This window comes from Bradyrhizobium sp. 41S5 (assembly GCF_011516665.3).
Classification (GTDB): Bacteria; Pseudomonadota; Alphaproteobacteria; order Rhizobiales; family Xanthobacteraceae; genus Bradyrhizobium; species Bradyrhizobium quebecense.
Genome location: NZ_CP083721.1, coordinates 150,838 through 171,281 on the forward strand (window position 1 = coordinate 150,838; position 20,444 = coordinate 171,281).

The window sequence follows — 20,444 nt, forward strand, 5'->3', positions numbered from 1 at the left end:
CAAAAGATAGGCGCTCACCCCTCGTGTTTCACGTGAAACGTCAGGCGGTGGCCTTGGCCGATTTCCGTCGTGCCTCGCGCCGCAGATAGGCCGCCAGGATACCCAGCGCTGCCGGCGTCATGCCGTCGATCCGGCCCGCCTGCCCGACCGTCCGCGGCTGCGCCTTCTGCAGCTTGGCGCGCGCTTCGTTCGAGAGACCCGGCACGTCGGCATAGTCGACATCGGTCAGGACCAAGCCCTCGTCACGCCGAAAGGCGTCAACATCGGCGGTCTGGCGCTTCAGATACACATCGTATTTGGCATCGATCTCGAGATGCACCGCGATCGCAGGGTCAATGGCCGACAGCTCCGGCCAGATCGCCTGAACTGCGGGCCACTCGATCTCCGGATAGGCCAGCAGCTCGAAGGCGGACCGACGATGACCGTCGCGATTGAGCGCCAGCCCATGCTTGGCGGCCTCATTCGGCGTGATCGCAAGCGACTTCGCCAAGGTCTTGGCCGCGTCCAGCGCCGCCATCTTGACCCGGTGACGCTCTGCGCGCGCCGTCCCGACGCATCCGAGCGCAATACCCTTGTCGGTCAGCCGCTGGTCGGCATTGTCGGCCCGCAGCGTCAGCCGGTATTCGGCACGCGAGGTGAACATCCGATAGGGCTCCGTGATCCCGCGGGTCACGAGGTCATCGATCATCACCCCGAGATAGCCGTCTGCGCGGTCGAACACGATCGGATCGGTCCCGCTGGCCGCCAGCGCCGCATTGAGCCCGGCAACGATGCCCTGCCCCGCCGCTTCTTCATATCCCGTGGTGCCATTGATCTGGCCGGCCAGGAAAAGCCCGCGCAGGCGCTTGGTCTGCAAGGTCGGATCGAGCTCGCGGGGATCCACGTGGTCGTATTCGATGGCATAGCCCGGACGGACCATCTTCACCTGCTCGAGGCCGGGGATGCTGGCGAGGATCGCGAGCTGAACCTCTTCTGGCAGCGAAGTCGAGATGCCGTTGGGATAGACCGTGCTGTCGTCGAGCCCTTCCGGCTCCAGGAAGATCTGATGGCCGTCACGATCGCCAAAACGGACGATCTTGTCCTCGATCGAGGGGCAATAGCGGGGCCCGGAGCTCTTGATCTGGCCGGAATACATCGGCGACCGATGTACATTGGCCCGGATCACCTCATGGGTCGCCGGCGTGGTGCGGGTGATGCCGCACTGGATCTGTGGGGTCGTAATCCGGTCCGTCATGACCGAGAACGGCTCCGGAGGCTCGTCTCCGGGCTGCATTTCGACCGCGGACCAGTCGATCGTAGTGCCGTCGAGACGCGGAGGTGTCCCGGTCTTGAGTCTGCCGAGCACGAAACCTGCCCGTTCGAACGAGGCAGACAGACCCATCGCCGGCGCCTCGCCAACCCGGCCAGCCGGCCAATTCTTCTCGCCGAGATGAATCAGACCACGCAAGAAGGTGCCGGTCGTGATGACAACCGCCCCCGCTGAAAGCTGACGGCCATCACCCAGGCGAATGCCGGTCACGCGCTTGTCAACGACAATCAGCTCATCCGCCTCGCCTTCGATGACGGTCAGGTTCGCAGTCTCAACGATCGCCGCCTGCATCGCGGCGGCATAGAGCTTACGGTCGGCCTGAGCCCGGGGCCCGCGCACCGCCGGACCCTTCCGGCGATTGAGCATACGGAACTGGATGCCGCCGGCGTCGGCGACCCGGCCCATCAAACCGTCCAGCGCGTCGACTTCGCGGACCAGATGGCCCTTGCCGAGGCCCCCGATGGCGGGATTGCAGGACATCGCGCCGATGGTCGCGAAACGATGAGTCACCAGGGCTGTCTTCGCACCCATCCGGGCAGCCGCACTGGCGGCCTCGCAGCCGGCATGGCCGCCGCCGATGACGATGAGGTCAAATCTGTCTGCCCTGGAAGTCATGGCGGACTTCTATCGTGGAGTGATGAAAGCCGGAAGAACGAATTTGGGTCGCGGGTCCGAGAACCGATCCTCCGTTGAGATATGGATTGATTCCGCCATCGCCTAGCCTTCGGCGGACAAGCCGACTCGCTCGCAATAACGGGTGGAACCGTTTCACGTGAAACAAGTCCGGTCATGCCACGACATTTGTTTCACGTGAAACGGGAGGAAGGAAGTGTCCTTAACCAGATCTAAACCATGTTTCACGTGAAACAGACGGGCGCCCGCTACTTCCCGACGCAGAACTCGCGGAAGATGACGTCCAGGATGTCCTCGACATCCACCCGACCGAGCAGACGACCGAGCGAATAAGCCGCCCTGCGAAGCTCCTCGGCGGCGAGTTCCTCGCCCTGCCCGACCACATCGATGCTGCGCCGAAGAGATTCGACGGTCTCCTCAAGCATTCCGCGCTGCCGCGTTCGGCTGATCAGACCGCCTTCACTGGTTCCGAAATAGTCGTGAGCGAAGCCGACCAATGCGGCGATCAGCTCCGACACGCCGTCGCCGCGGGCAGCCGAGATCCGGAACTCCGGGTAACTGCCGCCCTCACCCGACGAGGGCCTGACGAGGTCGATCTTGTTTCGCACAAGCCAGGTCGGGGTCGAGCCACCATGTCCTGCCTCCGCGCCGCGGCTGTCGGCCAGCCAGAGCACGAGATCGGCTTCCGCGGCGCGGGCCCGGGCGCGGCGGACACCCTCCTGCTCCACCGGGTCGTCGGTCTCGCGGATCCCGGCGGTGTCGATGACCGTGACGGGATAGCCGTCGAGATCGAGCTGCACTTCGATCACGTCGCGGGTCGTGCCGGCATGCGGCGAGACGATAGCGACCTCGCGCTTGGCCAGCTGATTGATCAGGGTCGATTTGCCGACATTCGGCGGACCTGCGATCGCGACCACCAGGCCGTCGCGCAGCCGCTCGCTTTGCCCCTGCCCGGCAAGGACTTGCTTGATCTCATCATGCAGCGCCCGGATATTCTCGATCGCCGGCGCGATCAGCTCCGCCGGGACATCGCCTTCATCGGAGAAATCGATGCCGGCTTCGATCAGCGCCGACGCCGCGATGATCCGCTCGCGCCAGTCGCGCGCGCGATCGCCGAGCAACCCTTTCAGCTGGCGCAGCGCCTGGCGCCGTTGGCGATCGGTATCGGCATGGATCAGATCGTCGAGGCCTTCGGCCTCGGTCAGGTCGAGCTTGCCGTTCTCGAACGCCCGCCGGGTAAACTCGCCGGGCTCGGCCGGCCGCACATTCTCGAACGCCGCGATGGCATCGAACAGCGTCGCCAACACCGCGCGTCCGCCGTGGACATGAAATTCGGCCACGTCCTCGCCGGTCGCACTGGCCGGTCCCGGGAACCACAACGCGACTGCATCATCGATCGGCTGATGATTCGAATCACGGAGCAACGCGCGGGTCGCCATTCGCGGCACCGGCGTCTTGCCCGCCAGTCCTGCAATGACCGACTCTGCCATTGGGCCAGACAGCCTGACAATGGCGATCGCGCTCGGCGGTCGCCCGGAGGACAATGCGAAGATGGTCTGGTCGCGCGGATGCATCGCCTATTTCTTCCAGCAAATCGGCAAAGGCAATGCCGCTTCCATTTCGCGCGCCATGCTGCAAGTATACTGCACTGCAGCATAGCCCATCTCGTTGCGACAAGCGCGCAACAATTTTTGCTGCACTACCGCTGACCAGACCATCGTCTATACGGCGGAAATATAAATTATATCAGATATTTATCTGAATATTCGGTGAGCCCAACCAGCCCAAACCATGCTCCGCCCTGCTGCAGCAAATCCGCAGCATGAAAAAGGCGCCCCGTTTGTGCGGAGCGCCCTATTCGGTTTGGCCATGGGCCTCAGGTGTTCATGGAATCGAAGAATTCCGAGTTGCTCTTCGTATTCCGGAGCTTGTCGAGCAGGAAGTCTATCGCGTCCATGGTGCCCATCGGATTGAGGATGCGGCGCAGGACGTACATCTTCTTCAGCACCTGCGGATCGGTGATGAGCTCCTCCTTGCGGGTGCCGGAGCGGGCAATATCGATCGCCGGGAAGGTCCGCTTGTCCGAGACCTTGCGGTCGAGGATCAGTTCGGAGTTACCCGTGCCCTTGAACTCTTCGAAGATGACTTCGTCCATACGGCTGCCGGTATCGACCAGCGCGGTCGCGATGATGGTCAGCGAACCGCCCTCCTCGATGTTGCGCGCGGCACCGAAGAAGCGCTTCGGGCGCTGCAGGGCGTTGGCGTCGACACCGCCGGTCAGCACCTTGCCGGATGACGGCACCACGGTATTGTAGGCGCGGCCCAGACGAGTGATCGAGTCGAGCAGGATCACGACATCGCGGCCGTGTTCGACGAGACGCTTGGCCTTCTCGATCACCATCTCGGCGACCTGGACGTGACGCACGGCGGGTTCGTCGAAGGTCGAAGACACCACCTCGCCCTTCACCGAGCGCTGCATGTCCGTGACTTCTTCCGGACGCTCATCGATCAGAAGCACGATCAGATAGCAGTCGGGATGATTGGCGGTGATGGAGTGCGCGATGTTCTGCATCAGCACCGTCTTGCCGGTGCGCGGCGGCGCCACGATCAGCGCGCGCTGGCCCTTGCCGATCGGCGCGACGATGTCGATCACGCGGGCTGAGAGATCCTTCTTGGTGGAATCCTCAAGCTCCATGCGGAAACGCTGATTGGGAAACAGCGGCGTGAGGTTGTCGAAATTGACCTTGTGCTTGGCCTTCTCGGGATCCTCGAAATTGAGCGTATTGACCTTCAGCAGCGCGAAGTAGCGTTCGCCTTCCTTCGGGCTGCGGATGTGCCCTTCGATGGTATCGCCGGTGCGCAGGCCGAAGCGGCGGATTTGCGAGGGCGAGACGTAGATGTCGTCGGGACCAGGCAGGTAGTTCGCGTCGGGCGAACGAAGGAAGCCGAATCCGTCGGACAACACCTCCACGACGCCCTCGCCAACAATGTCGGTCTCGGCGGCGGCGAGGTTTTTGAGAATGGCGAACATCAGCTCCTGCTTGCGCATGGTGCTGGCATTCTCGACCCCATTCTCTTCCGCAAACGAGACGAGCTCGGCCGGCGTTTTCGATTTGAGGTCCTGGAGTTTGATTTCCCGCATTGGGGTCGTCCTGTGAGGAATTAAGTAGGGAAGGGGTGCGAGGTGGCTTTGGAAAAAGCGGACGCCAAAGGAAGGTCCGCAGGTCTCAGCCAGGAAAGTGCCGTTTGGGCTTTCAAACCTGATGCGGCGCCGGTCCGAAAAGAACCGGAACGCGACCACATCCGCCTGCGTGGGGTGGGATCAGACCTATATAGAAAATCGATTCGTTCTTCGCAAGAAGGACTGAAGCATGCGTCCGGAGCATCGCGCTGTCTAGAACGGCTTCACGACCACCATGATCACGATCAGGATCATCAGAAGGGTCGGCACCTCGTTGATAATGCGATAGAATTTCGGGGTTCGCTGATTCCGGTCGGCGGCGAAATCCTTCACGCAGCGGGACAAAAAGCCGTGGATACCCGACATGATGAGGACCAGCGTAAATTTGACGTGAAACCAGCCCGATAGGTACCAGTGTCCGGCCCAGACCAGATAAAGCCCGGCGAGCCAGGTCACGATCATCGCGGGGTTGATGATCGCCTTCAAAAGCCGCCGCTCCATGACCTTGAAGGTCTCGGACTGCTTCGAGCCTGTCTCGGCCTCGCAATGATAGACGAACAGCCGCGGCAGATAGAGCATGCCCGCCATCCAGGAGATCACGGCAACGATGTGCAGGGCCTTGATCCAGTCATACAACATCGCGGCGATGCCTTTCAGGGAACAGCTCGGGTGGTCTCAGCGTTGCGAGCCAAGCTCTGCTTGCGAGGGACCGATACATATCCGCTCACACGGCTCTCCTAAACTTAATTAAGTTTAGAATCTAAGGTTTGAGTCTAAGTGACGGTGAATTGGACTCATGCAAAACAATCCAGCCGTTCTTGCGGGCTTGTTCACATTCCTCAACATTTCGGCCGGCGGGACCGGACATCCGGAATCTGTCGCTCGACTCAATCGGTTGCGTACCTCGGTGGCCAGCTTATGAAGAGACAAATCCACACCGGTTCACTATCATCTGTCCGATGACGTCGACTTATCCTTTTCGGCAGTGCTGTGAAGAAGGGGACGAGATATACAGGGACCTGGCGGCGGACCCGGATTGTTCTCCTCGACCTCCACAGGGATTCACAGGATAGACAGGGGCCCCGGTGCCGACGACCTCCAACTATTTCCACCTGCATCTGGTGTCTGATTCGACCGGCGAGACGCTGATCACCGTGGCGCGCGCGGTCGCCGCGCAGTACGCCAACGTGACCGCGGTCGAGCATGTCTATCCTTTGGTGCGCAGCCAGAAGCAGCTCGATCGCGTGCTCGACGAGATCGAGGAATCGCCGGGCATTGTCCTGTTCACGCTGCTTGAGAAGGATCTGGTCGGCCGGCTCGAGGGCAAGTGCAAGCAGATCAACGTGCCGAGCCTGTCGATCATCGGGCCGGTGATGCAGTTGTTCGAGGCGTATCTGGGTGCCGCGACGACCGGACGCGTCGGTGCGCAGCATGTGCTGAACGCGGAATATTTCAGCCGAATCGACGCGCTGAATTACACGATGATCCATGACGACGGTCAGCATGTCGAAGGCCTCGAGGAGGCCGACGTCGTCCTGGTCGGCGTGTCCCGCACATCGAAAACCCCGACCTCGATCTATCTCGCCAACCGCGGCATCCGCACCGCGAATGTGCCGCTGGTGCCGGGCATCCCGCTGCCGCACCAGCTCGAGACCCTGAAGAAGCCGTTGGTGGTCAGCCTGCATGCGACGCCGGAGCGCTTGATCCAGGTCCGGCAGAACCGCCTGCTCACGATGGGCGACCGCGACAACGACACCTATATCGACAAGCAGGCGGTGGCCGACGAAGTCGCATTTGCGCGGCGCCTGAGCGCGAAATTCAACTGGGCATTGCTCGACGTGACGCGTCGCTCGATCGAGGAGACGGCGGCTGCGATCATGAAGCTCTATAACGACCGCCAGCGCGCGCGGCCGTCGGAGTAACCGCCAAATCATGAGCATCTGGCCATGAGCATCTGGCGCGGCCCGCAGAAGCTGATCCTCGCGTCGCAAAGCCGTGCGCGACGGATGTTGCTCGAGAACGCCGGCCTCGAGTTCGAGGTGCTGCCGGCCGATATCGATGAACGCGCGGTGCAGAAGAAGTCCGGCCTTTCGGCGCCGGTCGAGATCGCCTCGCTCTTGGCGCGCGAGAAGGCGCTGTTCGTATCGAGGCAGAAGCCGGGTCAATATGTCGTCGGCGCCGACCAGACCCTGGCGCTGGGGCAGCGGATGTTCAGCAAGACTGCCGGCCGTGCCCCGGCTGCCGAGCAGCTCGGCCTGCTCGCCGGACAGATGCACGCACTGCACTCAGCCGTCTCGGTCGCGCGCGATGGGAAAGTCCTGTTCGATGATGTGAGCGTGGCCCGGATGACGATGCGGCGGCTTGCTGCCGACGAGATCGAAGCCTATCTCGACCAGGCCGGGGAGGCGGTGACGACCAGCGTCGGCGCCTACCAGCTCGAGGGCCTCGGCGTGCATCTGTTCGAGCGGATCGAAGGCGACCATTTCACCATCCTCGGCCTGCCGCTATTGTCGCTGCTCGCATTCCTGCGCCGCGAAAAGCTGCTTGCGGTGTGAGGTGCGGAGGCATGGCGACGGAGAGATGCTGAACCGATGTTGATGCAATGCTGATTCTTGGACTGACCGGCTCGATCGGGATGGGAAAATCCACCACGGCCAAACTCTTCATGGAGGCTGGCGTGCCGGTGTACGACGCCGATGCGGCCGTGCATCAGCTCTACGAAGGCGAAGCCGCACCTGCGATCGAGGCAGCCTTTCCCGGCACCACTGAGAACGGCAAGGTCGACCGCGCAAAACTCTCGGCACGCGTGGTGCACGACCCTGCGGCGATGCGGCAGCTCGAGCAGATCGTGCATCCGATGCTTGGCGCCTCGCGCCAGAAGTTCTTTGCCGATGCGGAAGCCGCCCGCGCGCCGATCGTCGTCGTCGACGTGCCGCTGCTGTATGAGACCGGCGGCGAGAAACGCGTCGATGCTGTCGTCGTCGTCACCACCACGCCGGAACTGCAGCGCGAGCGCGTGCTGGCGCGGGGCACCATGGATGCCGCCAAGCTCGACGCCATCATCGCCAAGCAGATGCCAGATGCTGAGAAGCGCAAGCGCGCGGATTTCATCGTGGATACCTCGCACGGACTTGATCCGGTGCGGGCGCGCATCCGCGACATTCTGGCCGAGGTTGTTAAGATGCCGGAGCGGCGAACCTGATTCGCCGCCCTTTTCCGGATTCCCTCAGGTCATGCGCGAAATCGTTCTCGATACCGAAACCACTGGCCTCGATCCGCTGCGCGGCGACCGGCTGGTCGAGATCGGCTGCGTCGAGATCTTCAACCGCATGCCGACGGGGCAGACCTACCACGTCTACATCAATCCCGAACGCGACATGCCGGCGGAAGCGTTTGCCGTGCATGGGCTGTCGACCGAATTCCTGGCCTCCAAGCCGCTGTTCAACGAGGTGGTCGACGAGTTCCTGGCCTTCATCGGCGATACGCCGCTGGTGATCCACAACGCGTCATTCGACGTCAGCTTCATCAACACCGAGCTCGACCGCATCAAGCGGAAGGCCATTCCGAAAGACCGGCTGGTCGATACGCTGCTATTGGCGCGACGCAAGCATCCCGGTGTGTCGAACCGGCTCGACGATCTCTGCTCGCGCTATCAGATCGACAACTCCCGCCGCACCAAGCACGGCGCCTTGCTCGACGCCGAGCTGCTGGCCGAGGTCTATATCGACCTGATCGGAGCGCGGCAGTCGCAGCTCATCCTGGCGTCGGAAAATTCGAATGCGCGCAGCGGAAGCTATGGCGATACGCCGCGGCGACAGCGCGAGACGGCGCTGGTTGCGCGGGTCAGCGACGCGGATCGCGAGGCCCACCGGGCGTTCGTCGCGACGCTCGGCGACAAGCCGATCTGGAACGATTACTTGCCGCCGCCAGCGCCCGCTGCAGCACCGGCGGCTTGATCTTTCGGTTCCGTCATGCCCGCACAAAGGCTTCGCCTTTGTCGCTGGAGACGCCCGCAAGAGCGGGCCGCTCAGGATGAGGGGTAATTCAGTTCAGCCAGCTTAGCTCGGCTTGACGCCGGAGGCGGCCTGGGCGGCGGCCTGCCGCTCCATGTTCTGGCGGTAGAGGCCGACGAAATCGACGGGGTCGAGCAGCAGGGGCGGGAAGCCGCCGTCGCGGACCGAGGTCGCGACGATCTCGCGCGCGAACGGGAACAGCAGCCGCGGGCACTCGATCATGACCAGCGGGTGCAAATTCTCCTTCGGCACGTTCACGATCCGGAAGACGCCGGCATAGGCGAGGTCGAAGCTGAACATCACCTTGCCGGCCGACTCGGCCTTGCCCTCGATCGAGAGGATCACCTCATACTCGTTCTCCGACAGGTTGTTGGCGGAGACGTTGATCTGGATGTTGATCGCCGGCTGCTGTTGCTGCTGGCCGAGCGAGGTCGGCGCATTCGGGTTCTCGAACGACAGGTCCTTGGTGTACTGCGCCAGGACGTTGAGCTGGGGAGCGGGCTGTTCGACGGGGGCGCCGTTGCCATTGGTCATGAAAATGTCTCCTGAAGCGGCGCTCGGGACTGGATGTCCGACGGCACGCGTTGAGGTTTGGGAATGCCGATGCCGGCGAGTGGCTATCATAGGCCCGGCTCGGTCCACAAGGACGACGAGCGCGTGCGGGCCGGCAGCGCTGCGGCCAAATCGCCGGCATCGGGATGGTGAACGCAACTCCGCCCAATCCCTTAACGGCTTCCTAAATTATTGAAGATACGCGATTTCCGGGAAGGAACGGGTTTCCCCCCGGGGTCAAAACGCGCTACACTTGCCCGTGCCAAAAAGCGCCATTGGCCGGGCATAGTTTCGTGCCTACATGCTGCGGACTCAATCGGTGATGTAATCTCTGCCGTTCCCGACCGGGAACGCTTTGATGCCCGGCCCGTTGCCGGCAGAGACCAGAAAGCGAATTCGACGTGGATATCTACACCATCATCTTCCTGGCGCTGGCCGTATTTATCTTCCTGCGCCTGCGCAGCGTTCTCGGCCAGCGCACGGGAAGCGAGCGGCCGCCGTATGATCGTGCAGCACCCAACGTCCTGCAGCGCGGCCAGGATAACAACGTCGTGCCGATCCCGGGATCGGTGATCGATCAGCCGGCCCCGGCCGCGCCCGCCGAACCGGTCGAGCCCACGGAACGCTGGAAGGGTATCGCCGAGCCCGGCACGCCGCTGGCGCAGGGTCTCGACGCGGTCGTCGCCCAGGATTCCTCGTTCGATCCTCGGCATTTCCTCTCGGGCGCCCGCTCGGCCTATGAAATGATCGTGCTGGCCTTCGCCAATGGCGATCGCCGCGCGCTGCGCGACCTGCTGTCGGTCGAGGTTTATGAAAGCTTCGAGGCCGCGATCAAGGATCGCGAGAAGCACGAGCAGAAGACCGAGACGCGGTTCGTGTCGATCGACAAGGCCGAGATCGTCAGCGCGGAGACGCGCGATCGCTCGACCCAGCTGACCGTCCGCTTTGTGTCGCAGATGATCTCGGTCACGCGCGACAAGGCGGGAACGATTGTCGACGGCAGCCCGGACAAGGTCGCTGACATCACCGACATCTGGACATTCGCCCGCGACTCGACTTCCCGCGATCCGAATTGGAAGCTGGTTGGCACTGGAAGCGCTCACTAAACATCTCAGCTACGGGCGCCTCGCGATCGCGTGCTGCGCGCTCGCGGTTGTGTGCTCCACCGCGGCGATCGCCGCGCGCTACAGGTCGAGCCGGCACGCTGCGCCGCGACACGAGCATAGCCACCCGATCCCCTATCCCAATCTGGAATTGCCGCTGCAGGTCAGCGGCAGCCAGTACGAGCCGCTCGCCTGGGCCAATGTCTCCGGCTGGAGCGACGACGATCATCTCGCGGCCTACAAGGCGTTTCGCACCAGCTGCAAGCCGATCGCGGCCCAGCAGGGCGCGCCCTCGGATTCGAAGGCCCTCGGCAGCTCGCTGCGCGATCCCTGCGGGATCGCCAAGGGACTCGATCTCGCCAGCGGCGCGAAAGCGAAGGAATTCTTCGAGCAGAATTTTGTCCCGCTGCGCATTTCGCGGCTCGGCGAGGATGCCGGCTTCGTCACCGGCTATTACGAGCCGGTGCTCGATGGTTCGCGGACCCAGACCGACGTCTACAATGTTCCGGTCTATCGCCGGCCGTCCAACCTGTTCGTGCGCGGCAAGACGCAGGCTTCTGTCGGCTTGCCCAACGGCGGTCCGGTGTATCGCAAGATCGGCCGGCGCAAGCTCGTGCCCTATTACGACCGCGGCCAGATCGAGGACGGCGCGATCGCCGGCCGTGGGCTCGAGATCGCCTGGCTGAAGAGCCAGACCGATCTCTTGTTCGCGCAGATCCAGGGCTCGGCGCGGATCAAGTTCGAGGACGGCACCACCCTGCGCATCAATTACGACGCGCATAATGGCTATCCCTATACGCCGGTCGGACGCGTCCTGATCGACCGCGGCATCATCCCGAAGGACCAGATGTCGATGCAGAAGATCAGGGAGTGGATGGAGCAGAATCCCGACGGCGCCAAGGAGTTGCGGCGGCAGAACCGCGCCTACGTGTTCTTCCGCGAGGTGCCGCTGTCCGACAAGGACGAGGCGGTCGGCGCGCAGGGCGTGCCGCTGACGCCCGGCCGCTCGATCGCCGTCGACAAGGCGCTGCATGTCTACGGCACGCCGTTCTTCATTGCCGGCGAGCTGCCGATCGAATCCGAGCAATCCAAGACGCCGTTCCACCGGCTGATGATCGCGCAGGATACTGGATCGGCGATCGTCGGCCCGGCGCGCGCCGATCTCTATTTCGGCGCCGGTGCGGACGCCGGAAAGGTCTCGGGCCGGCTGCGGCACAATATGCAGTTCGTGATGCTGGTGCCGAAGGGGCTCGATCCCGTCGCGCGCGGCCACAAGCTGCCGATCCCTGACGAGCGGCCATCGGCCAGGATCGCAAAACTGTTTCCACAGACCGATCCGCAGAAGGACAAGCCGGCGGCGAACGCTGCGGATGTACCGACTGCGACCGTCGCCAAGGCTGGGAGCAAGGACGCGGCCAATGGCGCCGCCAAGGGCCCGGCCGCGAAGGATGTCGCGCCCGCAGCACCGGCTGCAATAACCTCTGTTGCGCAGTCGGCGCCTGTGGCAGAACCGGTGCCGTTGCCGGTCGCCCGGCCCGACGTTCCGCAACCGGAGAAGCGGCGCACTCGGCGCTATCGCCATCACCGCGATCAATGAAACGACCCGTGCCGATCCCCGATCTGTCCGCTCCGTCGCGGCGCAAACGCGCGCTGAGCGAGGAAGAGCGTGCGCTCTGGGAAAGCGTGGCCAAGCAGGTCAAGCCGCTGCGCAAGCGGCCGGCCGCACCGAAAGCCCACGCCGCAGCCTCTGACCCGGCCACGCATCACGCCGCGGCCAAGCCCATCCCGGTCAAGCCGGTGGCGTCGGTCAAGGCGGCGCCGGCGCCGCGTCCGCAGGTGCCGCCGCTGGCGCCGATCGGCCGCCGCGAACGTGCAAAGCTGTCGCGCGGCCGGCAGGAGATCGATGCGCGGCTTGATCTGCACGGTATGACGCAGATCCGCGCACATCGCGTGCTGTTCACCTTCCTGCAACGCGCGCACAGCGAAGGGCTCACCTTCGTGCTCGTCATCACCGGCAAGGGCAAGGTCGGCGGGGCGGATTCCGAACGCGGCGTGCTGCGCCGACAGGTGCCGGAATGGCTCAGCCTGCCGGAATTCCGTTCGCTGGTGGTCGGCTTCGAGGAAGCGCATATCGGCCATGGCGGCGAGGGCGCGCTCTATGTGCGCGTCCGGCGCGCGCGCTGAGTATGATCCGCAAAAGTGTGAAGCGGTTTTACCGCGACAAACGCGACGCGTTTGCGCTGAGATCATGCTCAAAAGCTAAAAGGGTCTGACGATCCCGACGCGAGGGATCAGCGTAACGATCCAGCCGAAGGTCGTCGTCTTGCGATCGTCTGACGGGATCGGTGGCACGTCCTTCGACGCCGGCAGCATCCTGGTGGCGTGCAGCATCAGGAACATGCAGACCGCCCAGTTCGAGATCCAGCGCGAATAATCGAACACGGTCACGAACATCACGAAATAGCCGGCGCTGATCATGATGAGTGCGGCGAACACGATCTGCCGATGCAGTTCATTCGCAAGCGCGCCGATCAGCCGCGCGAAATAGCGCCACAGCGGCGTGTGCAGCCAGATCAGCAGCGCAAACACCGGGACGCCCAGGATGTTCGAGGGCATCCGCGCCCAGGTGTCGGCGAACTCCTTCGACAGCGGCTGGTACCAGATGTAGCCGAACTGAAGCAGGTCGGTCCGCGACGGATCGGCCATCCGGCTCTGCAGGTGACGGATGAATTCGTCATAGGGGACCTCGACCGTGCCCGCGAACTGCGCGACCAGGAACAGGATGCCGACCGCCGCGAGCGCTATAAAGCCGATGGCGATGTCCCGCGGCGTCACGCGTTGCATCAGATAGAAGCGCAGTACCACGATCGCCGCGATGGTCGGAACATACATCAGGACGAAGATGTGATGGATCAGGATCAGCAGGATCGAGAACAGCGCCGCGATCAGCACATAGAGGACCGAGCGCGCCGGGATCAGCAGCAGCACGATCGTCAGCGCACAGCCATAGATGTCGAAATGGCCGAGCGTGTGCATGAAATTCTTCAGGAAGAATGGCGATCCCGCGATGAAGACGAACTGCGGCCAATGCGCGTCGTCGAAGCCGAATGTCCGCTGGAACAGTTTGACGAACAGGGCGAGCGTCACCAGCCAGATCGCGCCGGCCAGCGCGAACACCAGCCACACCGGCACCTTGTCGGTGAACAGCGACACGATCGCGCCGATCAGCGCGCGCTTGGTGAAGCCGTAGTGATAGTCGACCAGCAGGTGGATGTACGGGACAAAGGGCGGCAGCGCGATCTTGTGCAGGAATAACCCGACCAGCACCGCCGCATTGACGGCCAGCATCAAGCGCCAGGGGTTTTGCCACCATCCTACGTTCAAACTCATTGTCGTCCCGGCCAAGCGAAGCGCGAGCCGGGACCCATAACCACAGGGCCGCGTTTGACGAGGACTGGTGCTGCGGCTTGCTTCAACGACGGGTGCCGGTGGTTATGGGTCCCTGCTTTCGCAGGGACGACGATCTTAGCTGGGCTGCCTACAAAATAAACCGGCTCAGATCGGCGTTCTTGGCGAGGTCGCCGACATGCTTGGTCACGTAATCGGCGTCGACCTGGATGGTCTCGCCGTGGCGATCGGGCGCGGTGAAGGAGATCTCGTCCAGCACCCGCTCCATCACGGTCTGCAACCGCCGCGCACCGATATTCTCGACCGTGGAATTGACCGCAACGGCAACGTCGGCCAGCGCGTCGATGGCGCCGTCGGTGATGTCCAGCGTGACGCCCTCGGTCTTCAGCAGCGCGACATATTGCTTGATCAGCGATGCTTCGGGCTCAGTCAGGATCCGGCGCATGTCGTCGCGGGACAGCGCCTGCAGCTCGACCCGGATCGGCAGGCGACCCTGCAACTCCGGCAAGAGGTCCGACGGCTTGGCGATATGGAAGGCGCCCGAGGCGATGAACAGGATGTGGTCGGTCTTGACCGCGCCGTGCTTGGTCGAGACCGTGGTGCCCTCGATCAGCGGCAGCAGATCGCGCTGCACGCCTTCGCGCGAGACGTCGCCGCCCTGGCGGTTCTCGCGCACGCAGATCTTGTCGATCTCGTCGAGGAAGACGATGCCGTTGTTCTCGACGGCGCTGATCGCCTCCTGCACCAGCTGGTCGGTGTCGAGCAGCTTGTCGGATTCCTCGTTGACGAGGATCTCGTGCGAGCCTTCCACCGTCAGGCGGCGGGTCTTGCTGCGTCCGCCCATCTTGCCGAAGATGTCGCCGAGCGAGATCGCGCCCATCTGGGCGCCGGGCATGCCCGGGATTTCGAACATCGGCATGCCGCTGCCCCCCGACTGCGTCTCGATCTCGATTTCCTTGTCGTTGAGCTCGCCGGCGCGCAGCTTCTTGCGGAACGACTCCCGCGTCGCCGGGCTCGCTCCGGGGCCGACCAGCGCATCCAGCACGCGCTCCTCGGCGGCGAGCTGGGCACGGGCCTGGACGTCCTTGCGCTTGCGCTCGCGGGTCTGCGAAATCGCCACCTCGACGAGGTCGCGGACGATCTGCTCGACGTCGCGGCCGACATAGCCGACCTCGGTGAACTTGGTGGCTTCGACCTTGAGGAACGGTGCGCCTGCAAGCTTGGCCAGCCGCCGCGCGATCTCGGTCTTGCCGACGCCGGTCGGCCCGATCATCAGGATGTTCTTGGGCAGAACCTCCTCGCGCAGGGAACCGGCAAGCTGCAGCCGCCGCCAGCGGTTGCGCAGCGCGATCGAGACCGCGCGCTTGGCATCGGCCTGGCCGACGATGAAACGGTCAAGTTCAGAAACGATTTCGCGGGGGGAGAAGTCGGTCATTGGCTCTAGCTAGGTTGAAAGAATGGTCTCGGCAAGCGCCGTTCCGCGCCCGCGCTTTGGGTCATTTGTCGCGGATCATCAGCAGCGCTGGCCCATCAGGCGTATCGACCATTCCGGCCTCCCGAAAGCCCGCTTTCGCATAGGCGCGCACGGCACGCGCATTGGCCGGGTTGGGATCGGTGACGATGCGTGGCGCGCCTTGCGCCAGCCGGTCGTCGACAAAGGCGCGGATCAGCGCCGAGCCGTGGCCGCCCGCCACCATGTCGGACGCGCCGATGAAGAGATCGATGCCGCGAGTGCCTTCCGGTTGCTTGCCGAAGCCGGAATTCCACGCCGTCAGGTCGTAGCACTGGATGTAGCCGAAATCGTTGCCCTTGGCGGCAACGATGAACTGGTCCATCGCCGGCTCGTCGAGGTCGCCGCTCACGAGCGCATATTGCTCGGCCGGCTCGCCCCACCATTGGCGGACATGCGGCAGCGCCAGCCACCGCTTGATCTGCGGCAGGTCGGCCGTGGTCATCGGGCGGAAATGATAGGGGCCGGCCATGCTCAGCCGCCGATCGTCTCGATCGTCACGTTCCGGTTGGTGTAGACGCAGATATCGGCGGCGATATCCAGCGCGCGGCGCACGATGGCCTCGGCGTCCTTGTCGGTATCGACCAGCGCGCGGGCCGCGGCGAGGGCGTAATTGCCGCCGGAGCCGATCGCCATGACGCCGGATTCGGGCTCCAGTACGTCGCCAGTACCGGTCAGCACCAGGGAGACGTCCTTGTCGGCCACGATCATCATGGCCTCCAGCCGGCGCAGATAACGGTCGGTCCGCCAATCCTTGGCGAGCTCGACGGCCGCCCGGGTCAGCTGCCCCGGATATTGCTCCAGCTTGCTCTCCAGCCGCTCGAACAGGGTGAAGGCGTCGGCGGTGGCGCCGGCAAAGCCGCCGATCACGTCGCCTTTGCCGATCCGCCGGACCTTCTTGGCGTTGGCCTTGATCACGGTCTGGCCGATCGAGACCTGCCCGTCGCCGCCGATCACCACCTTGCCGCCCTTGCGGACCGTACAGATCGTGGTGCCATGCCAGACCGGCAGCTCATTTTGGGATGCTTGCATAGGTTACCTCTCTTCCGGGCAGATTTAGGCGGTCGGGCAGGGGGTTACAATCGGGCGATTTAGCAAGGAATTCCGGTCACCATGGCCCGAAGTTAGGGCGTGTCGGGGTCATCCCGCAGTAGCGAAGGTGACATCAGCCTGTTAAAAGACCGGCGTTTTCGGCACGGGAAAGCTCAATCTTCATGCGCACGGCAACCATCAAGCGCAAGACCAAGGAGACCGACATCGAGGTGACGGTCAACCTCGACGGAGCAGGCGTATCCACGGTTTCGACCGGGATCGGCTTCTTCGACCATATGCTCGACCTCCTGGCCCGGCATTCGCGCATCGACATCACGGTGAAGGCGGATGGCGACCTCCATGTCGATTACCACCACACCACCGAAGACGTCGGAATCGCGCTCGGGCAGGCCGTGAAGCAGGCGCTCGGCAACATGGCCGGCATCACCCGCTACGCCTCGATCCACATGCCGATGGACGAGACGCTGTCGCGGGTCGTGATCGACATTTCCGGCCGCCCGGTGCTGGTGTTCAAGGTCGAGTTCCCGCGCGACAAGATCGGCGAGTTCGACACCGAACTGGTGCGCGAATGGTTCAACGCCTTCGCGATGAACGCCGGCGTGACTCTGCACGTCGAGACCCTATATGGCGAAAACAGCCATCATATCTCCGAATCCTGTTTCAAGGGTTTGGCGAGGGCACTCCGGAGCGCGGTTGCGATCGATCCGCGTGCCCAGGGCGAAGTGCCCTCGACAAAGGGTCAGCTCGGCGGCTGACCCCGGGAGCATGATCCGGACACGGTGGCACCGGTTGTTCCGGAGATCATGCGGTAAGTAAAAGTCCATCCTCGGCGGAGCGTTCGATGCCGGTCTATACAGTGCATGCCCCCGTGGCCAACGGCGCCGATCTCGCGGCGGCCGACAAGTTCGTCTTCGTGCGCGACGGCTTCCATTTCTGGGCCGCAGTCGCCGGCGTGATCTGGCTGGCCTGGAACAGGCTCTGGCTGGCGCTGATCGGCTGGCTAGTGCTGACCTTCGCGATCGATTTCGCGCTGGCCAAGCTCGGGATCGGCCGCGGCGCGATCTTGCTCGTCGACCTGGTGTTGATGGTGCTGATCGGGCTGGAGGCCGCGACGTTGCAACGCTGGACGCTGTCTCGGCGCAAGTGGCGCCAGCTCGACATCGTCGTGGCCGACAACATAGACGCGGCCGAGCGCCGCTTCTTCGAGCGCTGGACCGCGCGGCATCGCGGCGTCTCAAACGACCAGCGGTCTGTCGATCGCGGCGGACCGCCTCCGACCCGGGACGTTCCCGGTCAATCATTCTCAAAACCCCCGCCGATGCCGCAGGGCGGCATCATCGGATTGTTTCCAGAGCCAGGAGGATCGCGATGACCGTTGCAATCATCGATTACGGCTCCGGCAATCTGCATTCGGCGGCGAAGGCCTTTGAGCGCGCCGCGCGCAGCATGGAGGATCCGCAAGCCATCAAGGTGACGCGCGATCCCGATGCGGTGTATCGCGCCGATCGGATCGTGCTGCCCGGTGTCGGCGCGTTCGCCGATTGCCGCCGCGGCGTCGACGCAGTCGACGGCATGCTGGAAGCACTCACCGAGGCGGTGCGGGTCAAGGCGCGGCCGTTCTTCGGCATCTGCGTCGGCATGCAGCTGATGGCGACGCGCGGCAAGGAACACGTCATCACCGAGGGCTTCAACTGGATCGGCGGCGATGTCGTGAAGATCGAGCCGCGCGACGAGAGCCTGAAGGTCCCGCACATGGGCTGGAATACACTCGACATGGTGCGCGAGCACCCGGTGCTGGAGCGACTGCCGCTCGGACCGAAGGGGCGTCACGCCTATTTCGTGCACTCCTATCACCTCAACGCCGCCAACGAGGCGGACGTGCTGGCGCGCGCCGACTATGGCGGGCCGGTGACCGCGATCGTCGGCAAGGACACCGCGGTCGGTACCCAGTTTCACCCCGAGAAGAGCCAGCGCTTCGGCCTCGCTCTGATCTCCAATTTCTTGAAGTGGAAGCCGTGATTCTCTTTCCAGCGGTTGATCTGAAGAACGGCCAGTGCGTGCGCCTGGAGCAGGGCGACATGGCGCGCGCCACCGTGTTCAATCTCGATCCGGCGGCGCAGGCGGCGAGCTTCGCCGCGCAGGGCTTCGAATATCTCCATGTCGTCGATCTCGACGGTGCCTTCGCCGGCAAGCCGATGAACGCCCATGCGGTGGAGGCGATGCTGAAGGCCGTCACCATGCCGGTGCAACTCGGCGGCGGCATCCGCGACCTCAAGACCATCGAGGCCTGGCTCGACAAGGGCATTACGCGCGTCATCATCGGCACCGCGGCGGTGCGCGATCCGGAGCTGGTGAAGGGCGCGGCAAGGAAATTCCCCGGCCGCGTCGCGGTGGGCCTCGATGCGCGCGACGGCAAGGTCGCGGTCGAGGGCTGGGCCGAAACCTCGCATGTGACGGCGCTCGAGATCGCGCAACGCTTCGAGGACGCCGGCGTCGCCGCGATCATCTTTACCGACATCGCCCGCGACGGCCTGCTCAAGGGCCTCAATCTCGACGCCACGATCGCCCTCGCCGACCGTATCTCTATTCCGGTGATCGCCTCCGGCGGCTTTGCCTCGATCGACGACGTCAAGGCGCTGCTGGAGCCCCGTGCCAAAAAGCTCGCCGGCGCCATCGTCGGCCGCGCGCTCTACGACGGGCGGCTTGATCCGGCCGCCGCGCTCAAGCTGATCCGCAGCGCGGCTTAGGAGACAGAGACATGTTCAAGGTTCGCGTGATCCCCTGTCTCGACGTCAAGGACGGGCGCGTGGTCAAGGGCGTCAATTTCGTCGATTTGCGCGACGCCGGCGACCCGGTCGAGGCCGCGATCGCCTATGACGCCGCCGGCGCCGACGAACTCACCTTCCTCGACATCACCGCGACCCATGAGAACCGCGGCATCATGCTGGACGTGGTGCGGCGGACGGCGGAGGCATGCTTCATGCCGCTGACCGTGGGCGGCGGCGTCCGCACGGTCGACGACATCAAGACCCTGCTGCGGTCCGGCGCCGACAAGGTCTCGATCAATTCAGCGGCCGTCAGCCGCCGCGAATTCGTCAAGGAGGCGGCCGAGAAGTACGGCGAGCAATGCATCGTGGTCGCGATCGACGCCAAGCGGGTCAAGCGCGCCGGCGGTTCCGAGCGCTGGGAGATATTTACCCATGGTGGGCGTAATGCCACCGGTATCGATGCCATCGAATATGCCCAGGAGGTCGTCGCGCTCGGCGCCGGCGAAATCCTGCTGACCTCGATGGACCGGGACGGCACGAGGCAGGGTTTTGACTTGCCGCTGACCCGGGCGATCGCGGACAGTGTCCCCGTACCGGTTATCGCGTCCGGTGGCGTCGGCAATCTCGATCATCTGGTCGATGGCGTCCGCGAGGGTCATGCCACCGGCGTGCTGGCCGCGTCGATCTTCCACTTCGGGGAATTTACCATCCGCCAGGCCAAGGATCACATGGTGCGCGCCGGCCTGCCGATGCGCCTCGATCCCTAGCGTGCATGGTCCGGACCGGTACGGCCGCGTTAGCGCAAAGTGGAGACCGGTCTTCCGAAAAGACCACGCTCAAACAGCGTGGTTGGGGACTCCTTGTCACAAAAATGCTAAGCCCCCACCTAGGGATGGCACCAGAGCGGTCCCGGT

General features: G+C 63.9%; 22 protein-coding genes. 13 read left to right on the top strand and 9 right to left on the bottom strand.

All coding sequences use genetic code 11. The annotated features are described in order from the left end of the window. Positions 1–40 precede the first annotated feature (40 nt). Positions 41–1,924, bottom strand: a complete 1,884-nt coding sequence (mnmG, locus tag HAP47_RS00760) for a tRNA uridine-5-carboxymethylaminomethyl(34) synthesis enzyme MnmG (RefSeq protein WP_173639854.1) — start codon at positions 1,922–1,924, stop codon at positions 41–43. Positions 1,925–2,190: 266 nt separating this feature from the next. Beyond that, positions 2,191–3,516 (bottom strand): tRNA uridine-5-carboxymethylaminomethyl(34) synthesis GTPase MnmE, encoded by a 1,326-nt coding sequence (gene mnmE, locus HAP47_RS00765; protein WP_173639853.1) that lies wholly within the window; start codon positions 3,514–3,516, stop codon positions 2,191–2,193. Between mnmE and HAP47_RS00770 the strand changes: the two genes are divergently transcribed. After that, positions 3,452–3,601 carry a hypothetical protein gene (locus tag HAP47_RS00770; protein ID WP_173637097.1) on the top strand — a complete coding sequence of 50 codons (150 nt, stop codon included), beginning with the start codon at positions 3,452–3,454 and terminating at the stop codon, positions 3,599–3,601. The two genes, mnmE and HAP47_RS00770, sit on opposite strands and share 65 nt — an antisense overlap. A gap of 217 nt (positions 3,602–3,818) precedes the next feature. On the opposite strand, the gene rho is transcribed toward HAP47_RS00770, so the two are convergent. Both rho and hemJ read right to left on the bottom strand, forming a co-directional pair. After that, a complete protein-coding gene (rho, locus tag HAP47_RS00775; RefSeq protein WP_028341998.1) occupies positions 3,819–5,084 on the bottom strand; it encodes a transcription termination factor Rho in 1,266 nt (421 codons plus the stop codon). A 252-nt stretch (positions 5,085–5,336) separates the two neighbouring features. Then, positions 5,337–5,759 carry a protoporphyrinogen oxidase HemJ gene (gene hemJ, locus HAP47_RS00780; RefSeq protein WP_173640726.1) on the bottom strand — a complete coding sequence of 141 codons (423 nt, stop codon included), beginning with the start codon at positions 5,757–5,759 and terminating at the stop codon, positions 5,337–5,339. A 449-nt stretch (positions 5,760–6,208) separates the two neighbouring features. On the opposite strand from hemJ, the gene HAP47_RS00785 reads away from it, so the two are divergent. Genes HAP47_RS00785 through dnaQ form a run of 4 tightly spaced genes read left to right on the top strand, consistent with a single transcriptional unit; the run spans position 6,209 to position 9,079 of the window. After that, the gene (locus tag HAP47_RS00785) at positions 6,209–7,045 is read left to right on the top strand and encodes a pyruvate, water dikinase regulatory protein (protein WP_173639852.1); all 837 of its coding nucleotides are present in this window, start codon (positions 6,209–6,211) and stop codon (positions 7,043–7,045) included. Between the two features lie 24 nt (positions 7,046–7,069). Further along, positions 7,070–7,678: a Maf family protein gene (locus HAP47_RS00790; protein WP_173639851.1), complete on the top strand. Its 609-nt coding sequence runs from the start codon at positions 7,070–7,072 to the stop codon at positions 7,676–7,678. A gap of 47 nt (positions 7,679–7,725) precedes the next feature. Further along, complete coding sequence (gene coaE / locus HAP47_RS00795; protein WP_173639850.1) at positions 7,726–8,325, top strand: dephospho-CoA kinase; 600 nt, start codon at positions 7,726–7,728, stop codon at positions 8,323–8,325. A gap of 31 nt (positions 8,326–8,356) precedes the next feature. Then, the gene (gene dnaQ, locus HAP47_RS00800; protein WP_173639849.1) at positions 8,357–9,079 is read left to right on the top strand and encodes a DNA polymerase III subunit epsilon; all 723 of its coding nucleotides are present in this window, start codon (positions 8,357–8,359) and stop codon (positions 9,077–9,079) included. Positions 9,080–9,181: 102 nt separating this feature from the next. On the opposite strand, the gene secB is transcribed toward dnaQ, so the two are convergent. Further along, entirely contained in the window at positions 9,182–9,670 is a 489-nt protein-coding gene (secB, locus tag HAP47_RS00805) for a protein-export chaperone SecB (protein WP_092121028.1), read from the bottom strand. Positions 9,671–10,089: 419 nt separating this feature from the next. Here secB and HAP47_RS00810 point away from each other — a divergent pair, with 419 nt between their 5' ends. The 3 genes from HAP47_RS00810 to HAP47_RS00820 are packed head-to-tail and all read left to right on the top strand — an operon-like array spanning position 10,090 to position 12,975. Beyond that, positions 10,090–10,794, top strand: a complete 705-nt coding sequence (locus HAP47_RS00810; RefSeq protein ID WP_173639848.1) for a Tim44/TimA family putative adaptor protein — start codon at positions 10,090–10,092, stop codon at positions 10,792–10,794. After that, complete coding sequence (locus HAP47_RS00815) at positions 10,772–12,388, top strand: MltA domain-containing protein (RefSeq protein ID WP_231168704.1); 1,617 nt, start codon at positions 10,772–10,774, stop codon at positions 12,386–12,388. Before HAP47_RS00810 ends, HAP47_RS00815 begins: the two co-directional genes overlap by 23 nt. Next, positions 12,385–12,975: a Smr/MutS family protein gene (locus HAP47_RS00820; RefSeq protein WP_173639847.1), complete on the top strand. Its 591-nt coding sequence runs from the start codon at positions 12,385–12,387 to the stop codon at positions 12,973–12,975. Before HAP47_RS00815 ends, HAP47_RS00820 begins: the two co-directional genes overlap by 4 nt. A 75-nt stretch (positions 12,976–13,050) precedes the next feature. Here the strand turns inward: HAP47_RS00820 and HAP47_RS00825 are convergent, their stop codons facing one another. The 4 genes from HAP47_RS00825 to hslV all read right to left on the bottom strand — a co-directional run bounded on the left by HAP47_RS00825 (position 13,051) and on the right by hslV (position 16,741). After that, positions 13,051–14,181, bottom strand: coding sequence for a hypothetical protein (locus tag HAP47_RS00825; RefSeq protein ID WP_173639846.1), 1,131 nt, complete (start codon positions 14,179–14,181; stop codon positions 13,051–13,053). Positions 14,182–14,329: 148 nt separating this feature from the next. Next, positions 14,330–15,634: an ATP-dependent protease ATPase subunit HslU gene (gene hslU, locus HAP47_RS00830; RefSeq protein ID WP_173639845.1), complete on the bottom strand. Its 1,305-nt coding sequence runs from the start codon at positions 15,632–15,634 to the stop codon at positions 14,330–14,332. 61 nt (positions 15,635–15,695) lie between these two features. After that, complete coding sequence (locus HAP47_RS00835) at positions 15,696–16,181, bottom strand: GNAT family N-acetyltransferase (RefSeq protein WP_173639844.1); 486 nt, start codon at positions 16,179–16,181, stop codon at positions 15,696–15,698. A gap of 2 nt (positions 16,182–16,183) precedes the next feature. Then, a complete protein-coding gene (gene hslV, locus HAP47_RS00840) occupies positions 16,184–16,741 on the bottom strand; it encodes an ATP-dependent protease subunit HslV (RefSeq protein WP_173639843.1) in 558 nt (185 codons plus the stop codon). Positions 16,742–16,923: 182 nt separating this feature from the next. Here hslV and hisB point away from each other — a divergent pair, with 182 nt between their 5' ends. From hisB to hisF, 5 genes are all read left to right on the top strand, one after another. Continuing rightward, positions 16,924–17,517, top strand: a complete 594-nt coding sequence (hisB, locus tag HAP47_RS00845) for an imidazoleglycerol-phosphate dehydratase HisB (protein WP_173639842.1) — start codon at positions 16,924–16,926, stop codon at positions 17,515–17,517. An 86-nt stretch (positions 17,518–17,603) separates the two neighbouring features. Continuing rightward, complete coding sequence (locus HAP47_RS00850) at positions 17,604–18,134, top strand: DUF2628 domain-containing protein (RefSeq protein ID WP_173639841.1); 531 nt, start codon at positions 17,604–17,606, stop codon at positions 18,132–18,134. Beyond that, positions 18,131–18,781 carry an imidazole glycerol phosphate synthase subunit HisH gene (gene hisH / locus HAP47_RS00855; RefSeq protein ID WP_050401279.1) on the top strand — a complete coding sequence of 217 codons (651 nt, stop codon included), beginning with the start codon at positions 18,131–18,133 and terminating at the stop codon, positions 18,779–18,781. The genes HAP47_RS00850 and hisH overlap by 4 nt, the downstream gene beginning before the upstream one ends. Continuing rightward, positions 18,778–19,509 (top strand): 1-(5-phosphoribosyl)-5-[(5-phosphoribosylamino)methylideneamino]imidazole-4-carboxamide isomerase, encoded by a 732-nt coding sequence (gene hisA, locus HAP47_RS00860; protein WP_173639840.1) that lies wholly within the window; start codon positions 18,778–18,780, stop codon positions 19,507–19,509. Before hisH ends, hisA begins: the two co-directional genes overlap by 4 nt. 11 nt (positions 19,510–19,520) lie before the next feature. Beyond that, positions 19,521–20,297 carry an imidazole glycerol phosphate synthase subunit HisF gene (hisF, locus tag HAP47_RS00865; protein ID WP_092121002.1) on the top strand — a complete coding sequence of 259 codons (777 nt, stop codon included), beginning with the start codon at positions 19,521–19,523 and terminating at the stop codon, positions 20,295–20,297. The last annotated feature ends 147 nt before the right edge of the window (positions 20,298–20,444 follow it).

What these genes read in the sequence shown, in the direction of transcription:
- HAP47_RS00835 (WP_173639844.1), bottom strand. Translation starts at nt 16,181, where the DNA reads ATGGCCGGCCCCTATCATTTCCGCCCGATGACCACGGCCGACCTGCCG.
- HAP47_RS00825 (WP_173639846.1), bottom strand. Translation starts at nt 14,181, where the DNA reads ATGAGTTTGAACGTAGGATGGTGGCAAAACCCCTGGCGCTTGATGCTG.
- mnmG (WP_173639854.1), bottom strand. Translation starts at nt 1,924, where the DNA reads ATGACTTCCAGGGCAGACAGATTTGACCTCATCGTCATCGGCGGCGGC.
- hisF (WP_092121002.1), top strand. Translation starts at nt 19,521, where the DNA reads ATGTTCAAGGTTCGCGTGATCCCCTGTCTCGACGTCAAGGACGGGCGC.
- hisH (WP_050401279.1), top strand. Translation starts at nt 18,131, where the DNA reads ATGACCGTTGCAATCATCGATTACGGCTCCGGCAATCTGCATTCGGCG.
- rho (WP_028341998.1), bottom strand. Translation starts at nt 5,084, where the DNA reads ATGCGGGAAATCAAACTCCAGGACCTCAAATCGAAAACGCCGGCCGAG.
- secB (WP_092121028.1), bottom strand. Translation starts at nt 9,670, where the DNA reads ATGACCAATGGCAACGGCGCCCCCGTCGAACAGCCCGCTCCCCAGCTC.
- hslV (WP_173639843.1), bottom strand. Translation starts at nt 16,741, where the DNA reads ATGCAAGCATCCCAAAATGAGCTGCCGGTCTGGCATGGCACCACGATC.
- HAP47_RS00790 (WP_173639851.1), top strand. Translation starts at nt 7,070, where the DNA reads ATGAGCATCTGGCGCGGCCCGCAGAAGCTGATCCTCGCGTCGCAAAGC.
- mnmE (WP_173639853.1), bottom strand. Translation starts at nt 3,516, where the DNA reads ATGCATCCGCGCGACCAGACCATCTTCGCATTGTCCTCCGGGCGACCG.
- HAP47_RS00770 (WP_173637097.1), top strand. Translation starts at nt 3,452, where the DNA reads ATGGCGATCGCGCTCGGCGGTCGCCCGGAGGACAATGCGAAGATGGTC.
- dnaQ (WP_173639849.1), top strand. Translation starts at nt 8,357, where the DNA reads ATGCGCGAAATCGTTCTCGATACCGAAACCACTGGCCTCGATCCGCTG.
- HAP47_RS00850 (WP_173639841.1), top strand. Translation starts at nt 17,604, where the DNA reads ATGCCGGTCTATACAGTGCATGCCCCCGTGGCCAACGGCGCCGATCTC.
- hisB (WP_173639842.1), top strand. Translation starts at nt 16,924, where the DNA reads ATGCGCACGGCAACCATCAAGCGCAAGACCAAGGAGACCGACATCGAG.
- coaE (WP_173639850.1), top strand. Translation starts at nt 7,726, where the DNA reads ATGCTGATTCTTGGACTGACCGGCTCGATCGGGATGGGAAAATCCACC.
- hslU (WP_173639845.1), bottom strand. Translation starts at nt 15,634, where the DNA reads ATGACCGACTTCTCCCCCCGCGAAATCGTTTCTGAACTTGACCGTTTC.
- HAP47_RS00820 (WP_173639847.1), top strand. Translation starts at nt 12,385, where the DNA reads ATGAAACGACCCGTGCCGATCCCCGATCTGTCCGCTCCGTCGCGGCGC.